This window comes from Alteromonas sp. 4NS20-0143, assembly GCF_057542855.1.
In genome coordinates, this window is the sequence record NZ_BAAJLR010000001.1 from 347,168 (window position 1) to 362,187 (window position 15,020).

Consider the following 15,020-nt stretch of genomic DNA (forward strand, 5'->3'; position numbering starts at 1 on the left):
TGGCTGCATTTTAGCAGTCGTCCTTACTTTGTCACTCGTTATACAAAAAAGGCGGCTCGCTATTAACGGCCGCCTCTTATTGACATAGATATGCCTATTTTACTTCTACACCGGCAGCTTGCTGATCGGCATGGTAACTTGAACGTACCATTGGACCACACGCTGCGTGGGTAAATCCTATTTCTTTCGCGTAATCGCCTAGAGCATCAAACTCAGTGGGGTGCACGTATCGCTTCACAGGGAAGTGGTGACGGCTGGGCTGTAGGTATTGCCCTAGCGTCAGCATATCAACGTCGTGATCACGAAGGTCTCTTAATACACCTTGGATCTCTTCGTTTTCTTCACCCATTCCCATCATCAAACCAGATTTGGTTTTAATGTGAGGGTGCTGCGCTTTAAACTTTTTGAGCAAATCAAGGGACCACTGATAATTAGCACCAGGACGACACTCGCGGTAAAGGCGAGGAATGGTTTCTAAGTTGTGATTGAACACATCAGGCTCACCATTTTTAAATATCTCAAGTGCACGGTCCATTCGCCCTCTGAAATCGGGTACTAGCACTTCAATAGTGGTAGTAGGGCTGTGCTCTCGAATGGCATTAATGCAGTCTACAAAATGCTGTGCACCGCCATCGCGCAGGTCATCTCGGTCAACCGAGGTAATAACCACATAGCGAAGATTCATCTCTGCAATGGTTTTAGCTAGCTTTTCAGGCTCTTCAGCGCTTGGTGGTAATGGCTTACCATGAGCAACATCGCAAAACGGACAGCGACGTGTGCATATATCACCAAGGATCATGAACGTTGCAGTACCATGATTAAAGCACTCAGCTAAATTTGGACAGCTTGCTTCTTCGCAAACCGAGTGCAGATTGTTCTTTCTAAGCGTACGCTTGATGTGATCAATTTTTTCCGTAGAGCGGGGAAGTTTAATCTTGATCCACTCAGGCTTCCTCAGCATTTCTTCCTTTTCAGTGGGAACAATGGTGATTGGAATGTGTTTTACTTTTTCATCATCTCGGAGTTTTACCCCCGCTGTAGGTCGTGCGTTACTCATCAAAACCTTCTTTATATGTTGTTTCCGTAAAGGAAAGCGCCTCTAGTAATAAGCGTACAAGCTCATTGCCAGCCTGTTCAAGCGAATCGGGACCGTTAAGACGCGCGGTGTCCGTCATTTCCATACCTGCATAGCCGCATGGATTAATACGCTGGAACGGTGATAAATCCATATTAACATTTAACGCTAGTCCATGAAATGAGCAACCATTACGTATTCTTAAGCCAAGTGAGCAGACCTTTTGCTCGTTGACGTAAACGCCTGGTGCGTCTGGCTTTGGATAAGCAGTAATATCATGGGGGGCTAGCAATCCTACCACCGCTTCTTCCATTGCGGTGACCAGATGTCTTACGCCTAATTTTCTACGTTTAATGTTTAAAAGCAAATATATTACTAGCTGACCTGGGCCGTGATAGGTGACTTGGCCACCTCTATCAACTTGTACAACAGGAATATCGCCAGGCAACAATATATGCTCTGCCTTTCCAGCTTGACCTTGTGTAAACACGGGGTCGTGTTCCACTAGCCAAATTTCATCAGTAGTGTCATTGTCACGCTCATCAGTAAAGCGCTGCATTGCTTGCCAAATTGGTTCGTAAGATTGACGTCCCAACTGGCGAATAATGACGTCACTTTTTGAGCTAACGTCATCGCTGGCTTTAGCAACCTGGTCTTGCGTACTCACTTACAGAACAACCCTAACTAATTCTAGCTTGGCCAGCTCGGTGTAAATGGTTTCCATATGTTCTTTGCTGGTTACTCGTACGCTTAGTGACAATGAGTGATAGCTGCCTTTGCTGCTAGGCTTTATAGCGGGCACATAATCACCAGGCGCGTGCTGCTGCAAGCACGATATTACCTGTTCAGGTAAGTCTTCATGGGCAACGCCCATTATTTTAAACGTCTGGTGTGTGGGAAAATCTAACAGTTCGTCGAAACGGGTATCCATGCGATATTCTCGGTATGTAAACTTTATATAAAAAAACGGCCAGATTGTATCAATCTGGCCGCTTCACAACTAGGTGTTAACGCAATTATTTATTCGTCGTCAAAACCAATTTGAAGCATTATGTAATCTTTTAGGCGGTTGAACATGCTGCCTTCCTTCACTTCTTGAAGTGTAACAAGGGGATAGCTAGCGACGTCTTCACCACCAAGCTGAAGGTAAAGCTTTCCAACAACTTGTCCTTTCGCCAGTGGTGCTTCAAGCTTTTTATCTAGCTCAAAATTAGCTTCTAGGTTCTCAGCTTGACCGCGTGGAATGGTAATGGGGGTAGATTGATTAATTCCAAGGTCTACAGTTTCTCTGTCACCCATGTAAATTCGGTGTGCTACAAAGCTCTGACCAGCTTCATAAGGAATGACGGTTTCAAAAAAGCGGAAGCCGTATTTAAGCAGCTTCTTATTTTCAACCTTACGCGCTCGCTCGCTGTCGGTGCCCATAACAACTGAAATTAGGCGCATGTCGCCTTGCTCTGCTGATGTTATTAGGCTGTAACCTGCATCAGATGTATGTCCAGTTTTGATACCGTCAACATTGAGGCTTTTATCCCACAACAAGCTGTTGCGGTTATATTGCTTAATGCCGTTAAACGTAAATTCTTTTTCGCTGTAAATCGCGTACATTTCTGGCGTTTCAGCAATAAGTGCGCGAGATAGCACTGCCATGTCACGGGGTGTGGTGTAGTGGTCTGGGTCGTGTAAACCATGTGCATTAACCCAGTTGGTGCTGGTTAATCCAAGGGCCTGAGAATGCGCATTCATCATGCTTGCAAAGGCCGATTGAGAGCCTGCTACATGTTCTGCCATAGCCACACACGCGTCGTTACCTGATTGCACCACGATACCGCGAAGTAGATCGCTTACTGAAACCTGTGTACCTACTTCGATAAACATTTTCGAAGAATCTGGAAATTTCTTCGCCCATGCGTTTTCTGAAATAGTGACTTCATCATCAAGGCTTATGTTGCCCGACTGAAGTTCTTTCCCGATCACATAGATAGTCATTATTTTAGTAAGACTTGCTGGAGCGAGCTGCATATCAGCATTCTTTTCTGCGATGACATGACCGGTTTCAAAATCAGTAAGCAAAAAACCTTCTGCGGCTACAGTAGGCGCTGGGGGGGTAACAACAGCAGCGTGAGCAATGTTAAAAAATACGCCAAGCAATAAGAAGGCAAATGACAGTGAAGGCGCTTTAGCGCGTTTAATTATTTTGAGCATGGTTTATTTCTTTTACCGAGTTATATCCGTGTGAGTTTACAGCTACTCTTAGATTGACGTTCTCACCACTAAGACTACCCATCAAGAGCGATTAGTAATTGCATATCAAATGACAGATAGAGATTGTCATAGAAATTTCGATAGAAATTACAATAGAACTTACATTAGTACCGAAGTCTATCGCAAGGCTGAACATAGGACTAGGGTTTACCGAAAAAGTTTCGATGAAAGTGCTATTGAGGCTGTCTTATTGCATAAGCATGTGGGTAGCCGTTTTGTTTAAGCTGACTTAACACGTCTTCAATCATTTGTTCGTCTTCAATAGGACCAAGCTGAAGTTTGTAGATGTTGTTACTTACAGGGAGATGGGCGGGGAGCTGATATAACGCAGACAACACATTGCTTATGGACTTGGCTTTCTCTGCGTTAGATAGAGCTGCAACCTGAATAAACATACCGCCAGCATTGATGGGGCTTTCATTTTGAGTGGCTGTAGATTGTTCATTGCGTTGTGCTGTCTCTTCAACGACTTCAGACTGAGCCATCTTACTTGGTGCTATTTTACTCGTAGCAATCTTATCCGGAACATCTATACCCAAGTATTCATCATAACTAACGGTGGGATTACTGCCTATTGTGACGTTATTGTCTTCATCGAAATGAATGACCTCTAGTTTTACCTTTGCAGTGCCTTTGCTGTGATAGCCCAACTTCACCGCAGCGGCATACGACAAGTCAATTACCCTATTGTCGTGAAAGGGGCCCCGATCGTTTACGCGAACAATTGCTTGTTTATTATTTTCTAAGTTTGTCACTCTCACGAAAGAGGGTAGAGGCAAGGTTTTGTGCGCTGCACTCATGGCAAACATATTGTACGTTTCACCATTTGACGTAAGGTGGCCATGAAACTTCTGACCATACCAACTGGCATATCCTACCTTTTCGTAGCCTTTGCCTGAGGTCATCGGCGTATAGTGTTTGCCAAGGACTTTATAAGGTCTGTTGTTAAACGTGCGGTAGGCTTCGAACTTGGGCACAGCGTCGAGGGTTTCTGGCAGTTTAGCCACGTAATTAGGGGCAGAGTCTTGTGATTGTGTATAGCGACCAGTTTGGCCTGACTGACATCCGCTTAACAAAAACGCCGATACACATGAGAAAAGCAAAAAGCCTCGGGTACTTGAGTGAATGAAACGCTTAACTAAATTTGGCGCGTTTAACAACGAAAGCAACGACAACAAAACCGATGACATCAAAAACGATGTATGACAAAGCTGATGCATTAACTTTGAAATTTGCGGAAACATTGAGAGTGACAAGGTCATCGGGATATTAAACGTTTTTGCGTTGCAATAGACATAAGAATGCCAAAACCTGCCATCAATGTCACCATAGATGTTCCACCATAGCTAACCAGTGGTAAAGGAACGCCCACAACGGGGAGAAGCCCCGATACCATGCCCATGTTAACGAATACATAGACAAAGAATGTTAGTGTTATGCTGCCGCCAAGTAGTTTTGAGAAAGCATCTTGAGCCCGGCTAGAAATGATTAAACCGCGTAAAATAATGTACAAATAGATGGCCAGTAATACCATAACGCCGGTAAGACCAAACTCTTCACTAAAAACAGAAAAGATAAAGTCGGTATGTCGCTCTGGTAAAAACTCTAGTTGAGACTGTGTACCTTGAAGCCAGCCCTTGCCCTCAACGCCACCGGAGCCAATCGCTATCTGAGACTGAATAATATGATAGCCCGAGCCAAGTGGGTCACTCTCAGGATTTAAAAACGTTAATACCCGCTGCTTTTGATAGTCCTTCATTAAGAAAAACCACATGATAGGGGCGAATGCGCCAATAAGCGCACCTACCAGAGAAATAAGGCGCCAGCTCATGCCTGCAAGGAAGATGGCAAACACACCAGAGCTTGCAATAAGTAACGAAGTGCCTAAATCAGGCTGCTTGGCAATGAGCACCGTGGGCACTACCACCATAGTAAAGCCTAGTGCAATGTGATGCGTTCGCGGGGGTAGGGTATGTTTACTGATATACCATGCTACCATCATAGGTACGGCAAGTTTCATCAACTCCGATGGCTGAAAGCGAATAAAGCCAAAGTCTAGCCAGCGCTGCGCGCCTTTCCCCATATCACCAAAAAGTAAAACGGCAACTAACATAAGCAGCCCTACCGCGAAGGCAAAAGGTGAAAGGCGTCGATAGAAACCAGGCGGCAGTTGAGCCAGTATTGCCATAACGACAAAGCTTAAACCTAAGCGAGTAAACTGTCGCTCCATCTGCGCCATATCTTGACCTGACGCAGAATAGAGTGTGACTAGTCCAACGCCACTTAAGACCAACAGGCCAAGCAGCAACCAGCCATCCACATGGATGCGCTGTAAAAAGCTTATTTTATCTGGCGTAATTGCCGTTCTTTTCATTATTCGTCGAGCTCGCTGTCGATACTTGCGGTTTCAAAACGTCTGTCTCGAAAATAAAAATCCATTAATTTCCTTGCTACAGGGGCCGCATTAGAGCTTCCGCCACCGGCATTTTCTAGCACCACCGTAATAGAAATTTCTGGGTTGTCGAAGGGCGCAAAGCCAACGTAGAGGGCGTTGTCGCGAAGCCTTTCATCCACTTCGTCTGCGTTGTATTTTTCGTCTTGCCCTACGGTAAATAACTGAGCGGTTCCCGTCTTACCCGCAGATTCATAGGGCGTGTCGGCGAACGCAAAGCGTGCGGTTCCCTCTTCGCCATGAACCACATCGTGCATAGCATTTAATACAATATCGAGGTTCTTCTCATCGTTAATCTGGATTGGGCGTGAGGTTTTCAATGGGATCAGGTCGTCTGTGCCATCAAGGTTTCTGTAACCGCGAATGATCTGAGGTATGTAACGCTCGCCTCGATTGACTAACGTGTTGATTGAGTGGGTAAGCTGAATAGGCGTGGCGGTCCAAAAGCTTTGTCCGATGCCAACAGGAATAGTATCACCAATATACCAAGGTTGATTAAAGCGGGCGCGTTTCCACCCTCTGCTTGGCATATTCGCATCGGATTCTTCGTACAAATCGATACCCGTGTAATCACCAAAGCCGAAATTTCGCATGGCCTCACTGATTTTATCGATACCCAAGTTATAGGCTAAATCGTAATAGTAGGTGTCACAGGACACTTCGATCGCTTTTGCAATGTCGACTTCACCATGACCCCATCGTTTCCAGTCTCGCCAAACGTGGTCTACGTTGGGTAATCGGTAGCGGCCGTTATCTTTAATAGTGTAGTCTTCAGTGACCGCACCGTCTTCTAAACCCAGTAAAGCCAGATGCGGCTTTATGGTAGATGCGGGTGAGTATTGGCCTTGAGTGGCGCGGTTAATGAGCGGCCGGTTTGGTGAGTTGAGTAACGCGGAGTAATTTTTACTGCTGATACCGTGAACAAATAAATTCGGATCGTAGCCTGGGTTAGAGTAGAGCGCCAGCACACCGCCGGTCTTTACTTCTGAAATTACCACCGCACCACGAGTACCTTCTAAAATACGCTGAACTTCTTGTTGCAAAGTGAGGTCGAGATTAAGAACGATATCTTTGCCTGGTGTGGGCGGCTCTACGTTTAATACTCGTATTATTCGTCCTTGATTATTCACTTCAACCTGTTGGTAGCCTACCTCGCCGTGAAGAAGTTCCTCGTGGTATTTCTCTATGCCAAGCTTACCAATATCATAGGTGGCGGCGTAGTTATCTTCTTGACCGGCTTCAACTATCTTTTGTAAATCGCGTTTGTTAATGCGTGCTACGTAGCCAAGTACGTGAGTGAGGGTTTCTGCATAGGGGTAATGGCGAGCAAGACGAGCTTCAATTTGCACACCTTTAAACTTGTGCTTACTGGCTGAGAAAATAGCCACTTCTTCTTCAGATAGTTCCGTGCGCAAAACAATAGGTTTGAAGCGGCGAGTACCCTTTAAGTTTTTCTGAAAGCGTTTAATTTCGTCATCAGTAATATCCATAAGCGTGGTAATTCGCGCTAATGTTTCATCGATGTCGTTAACTTTTTCTGGAATGACTTCTAAACTAAACACGGGTCTATTTTCGGCAAGCAATACACCATTTCGGTCGTAAATTAGCCCCCGATTTGGCGCAACAGGCAGTACCTTAATGCGATTGCCATTTGAGCGAGTTTGATAGTCATCGTGTTGTGTCACTTGCAAAGAATAGAGATTGTTAAGCACGATGCCCAGCATGGCGGTAACAATGATAAAGGCAATGGTTGCACGACGGGCAAACAGATTGGCTTCCGCTGAGTGGTCGCGAATAGCTTGGCGCTTACGGTGCATTGAATTCCTTTGCATTAATGACTGCTTCTATTCTCTATGATAAGGGTGATTCTGTGTGACTGACCATGCGCGGTAAACGCTTTCTACCAGGATAATACGAACTAAAGGGTGAGGAAGTGTGAGCGCTGATAATGACCACTTTTGTTCAGAAGCCGCTATGCAAGAGGGGGCTAATCCTTCAGGACCACCAATGAGCAAGCTAACATCTCTACCGTCCATCTTCCAATTATCTAGCTGTTTTGCCAGCATTGGTGTATCCCATGGCTTTCCGGTTACCTCAAGCGTCACTACGCGGTTGCCTTTGGGAATGGCCGCCAACATCTGCTCGCCCTCTTTTTCGAGGATCCGTTTGATGTCTGCGTTTTTTCCACGTTTGCCGGCCGGTATTTCAGTAATGCTCACGGGCATATCGCTGGGGAATCGACGGATAAACTCGTCGACGCCCGCGGATACCCATGAAGGCATTTTTGTTCCCACAGCAACAATTTGAATCTTCAACACTGCACCATGAATGACAGTCCTAACCTTAATGGCTGTTGTGGATGAATATAAGACATGCTGATTACTGGCTCTGTTAGGGCGAGCCCTATGACCAGAGCTTTTCTAGTTGATAAAAGTCTCGGGTTTCATCTTGCATAACGTGCAAAATGACATCGCCGAAATCAACCAGTACCCATTCTCCGGTGTCTTTGCCGTCAACGTGTCCAGGCGCATGCCCAGCATTTTTCGCTTCAACCAATACATTCTCTGCAATTGAGGATACGTGACGTTTTGAATTACCAGAACAAATGATCATGGTATCTGTAATGGTCGACTTACCTCTAACATCAAGCTCAATGATATCACGGCCTTTCATGTCATCTATTTTGTCTTTAACAAACTGCTTAAGTTGTAGACTCTCCAAGTTTTTTCCTCTTATCTTTCTTCAATATATAACTGGTTGGCATCAATATATTCAATGACGCTGTTTGGTATCCAGTTTTCAATAAAATCTTGAACGGCTTTATCTAAAGCCCCTGCGTTTTTTTGGGTTATGGTATTGCGCAACTGCGTTGACGAAATTGCTTTAAGGGGAGTATCAACTAACAATACATATCCATTTTTACGTTGATGTAACTGCGCCGCATCTCGAGTAACAACGGGTTTGAGCCAATCTGCTACAGCCGGTGGTGGGGCGAAATTATCGTCGTCCCTTCGCATTACAACAAGGTGGCAATACGTTAATAAGCATTCCCACTCGTACCACTTATCTAGATTATACAGTGAATCGGCACCAATGAGAAAACAGATTGTCTCGTCGGTTTGAGAATTTAATTCTCGCAGTGTTTTTACCGTATAAGAAGGAGAGGGAAGAGAGAGCTCAATCAGCTCTGCGTGAAGCTTAGGGTTTTCTTCGCAACACAGATTGATCATATTCACTCTGTGCTCTTCAGACACTGATACCGATTTATGAGGCGCCAACTTGCATGGCATCAGATAAACAGAGTCAATGGCTAAGGTTTCTGCGGCATTGAGCGCAGGCGTAATGTGACCGTAGTGGGGTGGATTAAACGTACCGCCCAATATCGCTTTTAAGGCCACCGCTATTTATCCAATAACGGGATGTTAGCCAAATTTACACCCATAAACATCATACACAGGTGGCATAGCTTTACATAAGGACGGGAGATAACTTGTTGCTTAAAGGCAAGGTCGGCTTGACTCAACGCGTGTTGAATACTTTCTAGCTGTTGTAAAGAAAGCCGCTGCATTGCATTTTGATATACCGCTTGTTTATTGCGCCAAATACCAAATTTCTGCCATTGTATAGGCTGGCCTTTTTGTTCAGCCGCTTTTAAATTCCACAGCTGTTCCCACTCTCTCACTAATGCCCAAATGATTATATTTGGCTCTAAACCCTCACTTTCTAATCGGTAGAGCATTTTAATACAGCGGGTGCTTTCTCCATTAAGCATCACATCAACAAGCTGAAACACGCTGTAGCGGGATTGATCGACCATGGCTCGCTCAATTTGCTCATCGGTTACAGACTGATGCGGATAAAGCAGCGCGAGTTTATCTATCTCTTGTTTAGCGGCTAGCAGATTTCCTTCACAAAAGTCGGAAATCATTTTTGCGCCATTGGGTGATACAGAAAGCTGATGCGAGGTGAGTTGCTGGTTTATCCAAGTGCTTAATTGGCGTCCTTCAAGAGGATAACATAGTGTGGATGCGCCTATTTCGTCGAGAACTTTAAACCATTTTCCACGCTGTACGTCTTTACCAATTTTAGGCCCATGAATGAGTAGCAGCATATCTGGGTTAAGTTTAGCGGCGACTTCTTGCAGCATTTTACTGCCCTCCGTGCCTGGTTTGCCGGAGGGAAGTTCTAGCTCAATAAATTGCTGGCTTGAAAACAAAGACATACTTTGCGTTGCCTCAAGCAGCTGGTTCCATGAAAAACCGGTGTCAGCAACCAGGGTTGTTCTCTCGTCAAAGCCCTTTATTTTTGCTTGTGCTCGAATTTGCTCGATAACGTCGAACTTCTGCTGCGGCTCGTCCCCAAACACCATATAACAAGGTCTCAGACCTTTTTTGATGTCTTGATGAAACTGGTTTGGGTAAATTTGCATGCCTAGTTGTCAGTCATCATTTTTCAATGTCCAATGCAGCAACCGCTTGACCGGATAAGCGTCTAATGATCATATCTGCTGCCTCGGCGCGCATTTCATCAAGCATTAAATCTAGCTCTCTCGATTTTGCTAATACCTGATCGGGGTCGTCTTGATAATCCCGTACTACTTCAAACTGCGCCATCATTGGCTCTTTGTTAGGAAAGGACACGCGATAACGCACCACATAAATGAGATCGTACTCCGCCACCTGACCCGATGGATAAACGGATAAAAGTTGGCGGTCCAACTTTTCCGGTAAAAGGTAGATACTGATGTTCTCATTCGGCGCGCTGTCGCTACCCCGTTCTTGTGACTTTAATCCATAAATGTTCAATCTATTGTCGAGCGCACGCGCTAAGGGCGCGTGCGCTCTGGCACTTTCAATTACGATAGTATTGATATTGTCAGGAAGGCTGGGGGCGCCACGCAGGTGAAAACCACAGCTACTAAGGGTGCTCACTATCGCTGCAATACCGACTAATTTTAAAAGTGCATTCATTATCAATAGTCGCCTAGTTCGCTACAATATTTACAAGCTTGCCGGGCACAACAATCACTTTTCGAATGGTTTTCCCATCGATAAATTGTTGGACATTCGACTGGGCAAGGGCGCTTGCTTCAATGTCGTCTTTGCTCGCATCAGCGGCAATGGTCATTTTGGCGCGTACCTTGCCATTTACCTGAACAATGATCAGCTTTTCGTCTTCAACGAGTGCGTCTTTGTCCACTTCTGGCCACGGCGCAACATCAATATCTTCGTTATGTCCAAGCACCTTCCACAACTCATGGGCAATATGCGGTGTAATTGGGTTAAGCAACAAAAGCACTGACTCGGTCGCTTCGCGCATAATAGCAATGTCTTGCGCATCGTCTTGCGGCGCTTTTTGAAGGTGATTCAGTAGCTCCATAATGGCAGCAACTGCTGTATTGAAGGTTTGTCGACGGCCAAGGTCATCGCTTACCTTTTGAATGGTTTTGTGCAGTTCACGACGAAGGGCTTGCTGTGATTTATTCAGCGCCTTCACGTCAAGCGCTTCAGGAGTCCCTTTTTCAACATGCTCAGTCACTAACTTCCAAATACGACGAAGGAAGCGGTTAGCGCCCTCAACACCCGAATCTACCCATTCAAGAGTTTGTTCAGGTGGAGCAGCAAACATCGTAAACAAACGCACCGTGTCCGCACCGTACTGATCAATAACTTCTTGCGGGTCGATACCATTGTTCTTTGACTTCGACATTTTTGTCATGCCGCCGTGAGTGACAGGAGTGTTATCAGCGGTAAGCCATGCGTTAACAATACGGCCTTTGTCATCTTTTTCAGTGGTTACTTCAGTAGGCGAATACCAGGTTTTCTTACCTTTTTCGTCTTCTCGATAGTAAGAATCTGCTAGCACCATGCCTTGGCATAGTAAGCGCTTAAATGGCTCGTCTGAGTCTACTAAGCCTTCATCGCGCAATAGTTTGTGGAAAAAGCGAGAGTAGAGTAGGTGCAATATTGCGTGCTCTATTCCACCAACATATTGGTCAACAGGCAGCCAGTAGTTGGCCGACTTTGGGTCTAGCATGGCATCGGAGTTGGTTGCACTAGCATAGCGAGCGTAATACCACGACGATTCCATGAAGGTATCAAACGTATCCGTCTCACGCAGAGCGGGTTCACCATTGTAGGTTGTTTTTGCCCACTCAGGATCCGCTTTGATAGGCGAAATGACGCCGTCCATCTCTACGTCCTCTGGAAGCTCAACAGGAAGTTGATCCGCCGGCACAGGCGCAGATTCACCGTTTTCTAGCCTTAACATTGGGATAGGGGTACCCCAATAGCGCTGACGACTTACCCCCCAATCTCGTAGGCGATAATTTACTTTGCGTTTGCCGCATTCTTTAGTTTCTAGCTCATCTGCGATGCCGTTAAAAGCCGCATCGAAATCAAGACCATCAAACTTTTCAGAGTTAATTAATGTGCCTTTTTCAGTGTAGGCAGACGCTGAAAGGTCGCATTTATCTTCATCACCTTCTTTCGCGGCAATAACTTGCTGAATGGGCAGATTGTACTTTGTTGCAAACTCCCAGTCTCGTTGGTCGTGCCCAGGAACTGCCATTACAGCGCCAGAACCGTATTCCATCAGTACGAAGTTAGCAATCCAAATTGGTAGCTTTTCGCCGGTAAGCGGATGAACAACCTCCAATCCAGTCGCGCAGCCCTTTTTATCCATAGTGGCCATTTCTGCTTCAGCAACTTTAGTATTTTTGCATTCGTCGATGAAACGGGCGATGTCTGGATTTGACTGTGCTGCAAATTCTGCCAATGGGTGTTGGGCAGCAACAGCAACATAAGTAACGCCATAAAAAGTATCAGGGCGGGTGGTGTAAACAGTAAGGTCGGCAATGTCATTGACAGGTGATGCCAAATTAAAAGTAATGTCTATCCCTTCAGAACGACCAATCCAGTTCGCCTGCATGGCGCGTACTTGGTCGGGCCATTCTTCAAGCTGTTCCAAATCGCTTAATAATTCTTCAGCATAATCGGTTATTTTGATAAACCACTGAGGGATCTCTTTTTGCTCAACTAACGCACCAGAGCGCCATCCGCGGCCATCAATAACTTGTTCGTTGGCCAACACTGTCTGGTCAACGGGATCCCAGTTCACCGTTGAGTTTTTCTTGTAAACCAGCCCTTTTTCGTAAAGACGGGTGAAGAACCATTGTTCCCAGCGATAATAATCAGGTTTACACGTTGTAACCTCTCGGTCCCAATCATAGCCAAAACCAAGCGAGCGAAGCTGGGTTTTCATGTAATCGATATTAGAGTAGGTCCACTTAGCAGGCGCCGTATTGTTGTTGATTGCTGCATTCTCAGCAGGTAGGCCGAACGCATCCCAACCCATTGGCTGCATGACATTTTTTCCCTGCATACGCTGGTATCGGCTGATAACATCGCCAATGGTGTAATTGCGCACGTGACCCATATGCAGACGACCGCTTGGGTAAGGGAACATTGATAGGCAGTAAAATTTTTCTTTATCTACGTCATCAATTGCTTTGAAAGATTGATTATCTTCCCAATATTGCTGAACGCGTTTTTCTATATCTTTTGGGTTGTACTGATTATCGGCCATGAAACTTAGGCTTCCGCATTATTAAGTTGAAACGTTCTTACTTTGCTAGATGGTCGTTATTATTGGTCCAAGACTGGCACCAAAAAATGGCACCAAAAAGTAATAGCAACGAAAATGTAGCAAGTTGAATACATATGTAGCCGCATAGAATACCCCACGGGAGAGTCATGCCTCAATAGCTTAACGTATATGAGCGGGATTTTTATTGCCACTTGCTGTAAAAATAAGCAAGTGGCGGTTTTCATTGGGATGGTTTAAAAGCGTATAGTGTTATCTGATTATCTTTGAGACCGTCTGAGACACGTTTGTTGCACCTTTGAGGATCTCATCCATTACGCCCTGTACTTGCTTTATTTGCTGGCTATTGCGCTCTACATTCTCATTAACGCTTTCCATTTTACTGGTGGACTGATTGGCAAGTTTACGATTTTCAGCGACTACAGATTCAATTTCCACGGTGGAGTGGCTTGTTCTCTGTGCTAGTTGTCTCACCTCGTCGGCAACTACGGCAAATCCACGTCCCTGATCCCCAGCTCGCGCGGCTTCAATAGCAGCATTAAGCGCCAAAAGGTTAGTTTGGTCTGCAATGCCACTAATGGTAGTGACTATCGCTTCTATTTTTAACGACTGTTCACTCAATTCACGCATGAGCTTATTGGTCTGCTCCACTTCTTCTAACGCTACTTCAAATGTATCTATGCTCTGTTGCAGAGAGTTTGAACCGTCAGCCGCTATTTGGGAAGTTTCCTCCGCAGTAGAAACTGCAAGTTCAGCTGCCTGCGCCACTGCATTCTTTTCATTCATTTGCGCCGTAATATCAGAGGCGAATTTGATAATTTTAACCACGTTCCCAGTGCTATCCCTTACTGGGTTGTAAGTTGCCTCAAGCCACAAAATTTCGTTATTCGCATCGACCCGTTCAAATGTACCCGAGTAAAACTCACCCTGTGCTAGCAAGTCCCAAAAGTTTGGGTTTTTTTGATAAAACTCCTCTTTGCAAAACATGCGGTGATGTTTACCGCGGATCTCATCTAGGCTGTATTTGATAGTGGCGGTAAAATTTTCGTTTGCAGTGATGATTGTGCCATCAAGTTCAAATTCAATGACAGCCATTGACCTATTCAAGGCGTCTGATGTTGCTTTTGTTGAAGAAGCGTCTTGTTCTTGAACGGTGACGTCGTGATAGATAGCATGAATTTCATCTTCATGCCCAGTGTGAACTTTCATAAAGCTTGCTTGAAGACATTTAATATCTCCAAATTTCGTTTTGTAGCTGACCTTAGTTGAAAAACTTGGTTGGCTCACTACCTTGTCCCAAAGCAAGTGTCCTGAGGATTCATTGTTTTTGTCAGTAAAGTGAATGTCGCCATGAGTAAATGAAGAAGCATCGTTACCGCTGCGCTCTAGCAGTGCTAAAAATTGGGAAGAGGCAAATGTGCAATTACCTTGCTTGCTGTAAATAGCATAATTGGCACAGCTTTTAAGCGTGTCGAGCACATCTGTATGCTTTTTTACTTGGTCCATAAGTAATGAAATATCCTCATCATATCGTGATTTTGTCACAAGCATTTTTATTCGCTTCCTCTCGTCAAGTTGATAAAGGTTAGCACCACTTCTAAAAAAACGACTGTGACAGAAGAT

14 protein-coding genes are annotated in these 15,020 nt (G+C 45.1%); all 14 read right to left on the minus strand.

What is annotated here, in order from left to right; genetic code table 11:
• Window positions 1–94: 94 nt before the first annotated feature.
• The 14 genes from lipA to AC27HD_RS01500 all read right to left on the minus strand — a co-directional run bounded on the left by lipA (window position 95) and on the right by AC27HD_RS01500 (window position 14,948).
• Window positions 95–1,057, minus strand: coding sequence for a lipoyl synthase (lipA, locus tag AC27HD_RS01435; protein ID WP_032096513.1), 963 nt, complete (start codon window positions 1,055–1,057; stop codon window positions 95–97).
• Window positions 1,050–1,634, minus strand: a complete 585-nt coding sequence (gene lipB / locus AC27HD_RS01440; protein ID WP_487103886.1) for a lipoyl(octanoyl) transferase LipB — start codon at window positions 1,632–1,634, stop codon at window positions 1,050–1,052. The genes lipA and lipB overlap by 8 nt, the downstream gene beginning before the upstream one ends.
• A 108-nt stretch (window positions 1,635–1,742) precedes the next feature.
• A complete protein-coding gene (gene ybeD, locus AC27HD_RS01445; RefSeq protein ID WP_032096512.1) occupies window positions 1,743–2,006 on the minus strand; it encodes a DUF493 family protein YbeD in 264 nt (87 codons plus the stop codon).
• Between the two features lie 89 nt (window positions 2,007–2,095).
• Window positions 2,096–3,280, minus strand: a complete 1,185-nt coding sequence (locus AC27HD_RS01450) for a serine hydrolase (protein WP_052010217.1) — start codon at window positions 3,278–3,280, stop codon at window positions 2,096–2,098.
• A 233-nt stretch (window positions 3,281–3,513) separates the two neighbouring features.
• The gene (locus AC27HD_RS01455) at window positions 3,514–4,602 is read right to left on the minus strand and encodes a septal ring lytic transglycosylase RlpA family protein (RefSeq protein WP_487103320.1); all 1,089 of its coding nucleotides are present in this window, start codon (window positions 4,600–4,602) and stop codon (window positions 3,514–3,516) included.
• Window positions 4,599–5,714, minus strand: a complete 1,116-nt coding sequence (rodA, locus tag AC27HD_RS01460) for a rod shape-determining protein RodA (RefSeq protein WP_032096511.1) — start codon at window positions 5,712–5,714, stop codon at window positions 4,599–4,601. The genes AC27HD_RS01455 and rodA overlap by 4 nt, the downstream gene beginning before the upstream one ends.
• Window positions 5,714–7,609 carry a penicillin-binding protein 2 gene (mrdA, locus tag AC27HD_RS01465; protein WP_487103322.1) on the minus strand — a complete coding sequence of 632 codons (1,896 nt, stop codon included), beginning with the start codon at window positions 7,607–7,609 and terminating at the stop codon, window positions 5,714–5,716. Before mrdA ends, rodA begins: the two co-directional genes overlap by 1 nt.
• Before the next feature lie 27 nt (window positions 7,610–7,636).
• Complete coding sequence (gene rlmH / locus AC27HD_RS01470; protein ID WP_032096509.1) at window positions 7,637–8,107, minus strand: 23S rRNA (pseudouridine(1915)-N(3))-methyltransferase RlmH; 471 nt, start codon at window positions 8,105–8,107, stop codon at window positions 7,637–7,639.
• An 88-nt stretch (window positions 8,108–8,195) separates the two neighbouring features.
• Window positions 8,196–8,513 (minus strand): ribosome silencing factor, encoded by a 318-nt coding sequence (gene rsfS, locus AC27HD_RS01475; RefSeq protein WP_032096508.1) that lies wholly within the window; start codon window positions 8,511–8,513, stop codon window positions 8,196–8,198.
• An 11-nt stretch (window positions 8,514–8,524) separates the two neighbouring features.
• The gene (nadD, locus tag AC27HD_RS01480; RefSeq protein WP_487103325.1) at window positions 8,525–9,190 is read right to left on the minus strand and encodes a nicotinate (nicotinamide) nucleotide adenylyltransferase; all 666 of its coding nucleotides are present in this window, start codon (window positions 9,188–9,190) and stop codon (window positions 8,525–8,527) included.
• A 2-nt stretch (window positions 9,191–9,192) separates the two neighbouring features.
• Entirely contained in the window at window positions 9,193–10,221 is a 1,029-nt protein-coding gene (holA, locus tag AC27HD_RS01485) for a DNA polymerase III subunit delta (RefSeq protein ID WP_487103327.1), read from the minus strand.
• Between the two features lie 16 nt (window positions 10,222–10,237).
• The gene (locus AC27HD_RS01490) at window positions 10,238–10,762 is read right to left on the minus strand and encodes an LPS-assembly lipoprotein LptE (RefSeq protein ID WP_487103329.1); all 525 of its coding nucleotides are present in this window, start codon (window positions 10,760–10,762) and stop codon (window positions 10,238–10,240) included.
• Window positions 10,763–10,775: 13 nt separating this feature from the next.
• Window positions 10,776–13,379 (minus strand): leucine--tRNA ligase, encoded by a 2,604-nt coding sequence (gene leuS, locus AC27HD_RS01495; protein WP_487103331.1) that lies wholly within the window; start codon window positions 13,377–13,379, stop codon window positions 10,776–10,778.
• A gap of 270 nt (window positions 13,380–13,649) precedes the next feature.
• On the minus strand, window positions 13,650–14,948 hold the full coding sequence (locus AC27HD_RS01500; protein ID WP_487103333.1) for a methyl-accepting chemotaxis protein: 1,299 nt from the start codon (window positions 14,946–14,948) through the stop codon (window positions 13,650–13,652).
• Between the last annotated feature and the right edge of the window lie 72 nt (window positions 14,949–15,020).

Bases quoted from the DNA above. Each gene is read 5' to 3' on its own strand.
- AC27HD_RS01500 (WP_487103333.1), bottom strand. From the start codon at position 14,948: ATGCTTGTGACAAAATCACGATATGATGAGGATATTTCATTACTTATG.
- holA (WP_487103327.1), bottom strand. From the start codon at position 10,221: ATGCAAATTTACCCAAACCAGTTTCATCAAGACATCAAAAAAGGTCTG.
- ybeD (WP_032096512.1), bottom strand. From the start codon at position 2,006: ATGGATACCCGTTTCGACGAACTGTTAGATTTTCCCACACACCAGACG.
- rodA (WP_032096511.1), bottom strand. From the start codon at position 5,714: ATGAAAAGAACGGCAATTACGCCAGATAAAATAAGCTTTTTACAGCGC.
- AC27HD_RS01455 (WP_487103320.1), bottom strand. From the start codon at position 4,602: ATGACCTTGTCACTCTCAATGTTTCCGCAAATTTCAAAGTTAATGCAT.
- AC27HD_RS01450 (WP_052010217.1), bottom strand. From the start codon at position 3,280: ATGCTCAAAATAATTAAACGCGCTAAAGCGCCTTCACTGTCATTTGCC.
- AC27HD_RS01490 (WP_487103329.1), bottom strand. From the start codon at position 10,762: ATGAATGCACTTTTAAAATTAGTCGGTATTGCAGCGATAGTGAGCACC.
- lipB (WP_487103886.1), bottom strand. From the start codon at position 1,634: ATGCAGCGCTTTACTGATGAGCGTGACAATGACACTACTGATGAAATT.
- leuS (WP_487103331.1), bottom strand. From the start codon at position 13,379: ATGGCCGATAATCAGTACAACCCAAAAGATATAGAAAAACGCGTTCAG.
- mrdA (WP_487103322.1), bottom strand. From the start codon at position 7,609: ATGCACCGTAAGCGCCAAGCTATTCGCGACCACTCAGCGGAAGCCAAT.
- lipA (WP_032096513.1), bottom strand. From the start codon at position 1,057: ATGAGTAACGCACGACCTACAGCGGGGGTAAAACTCCGAGATGATGAA.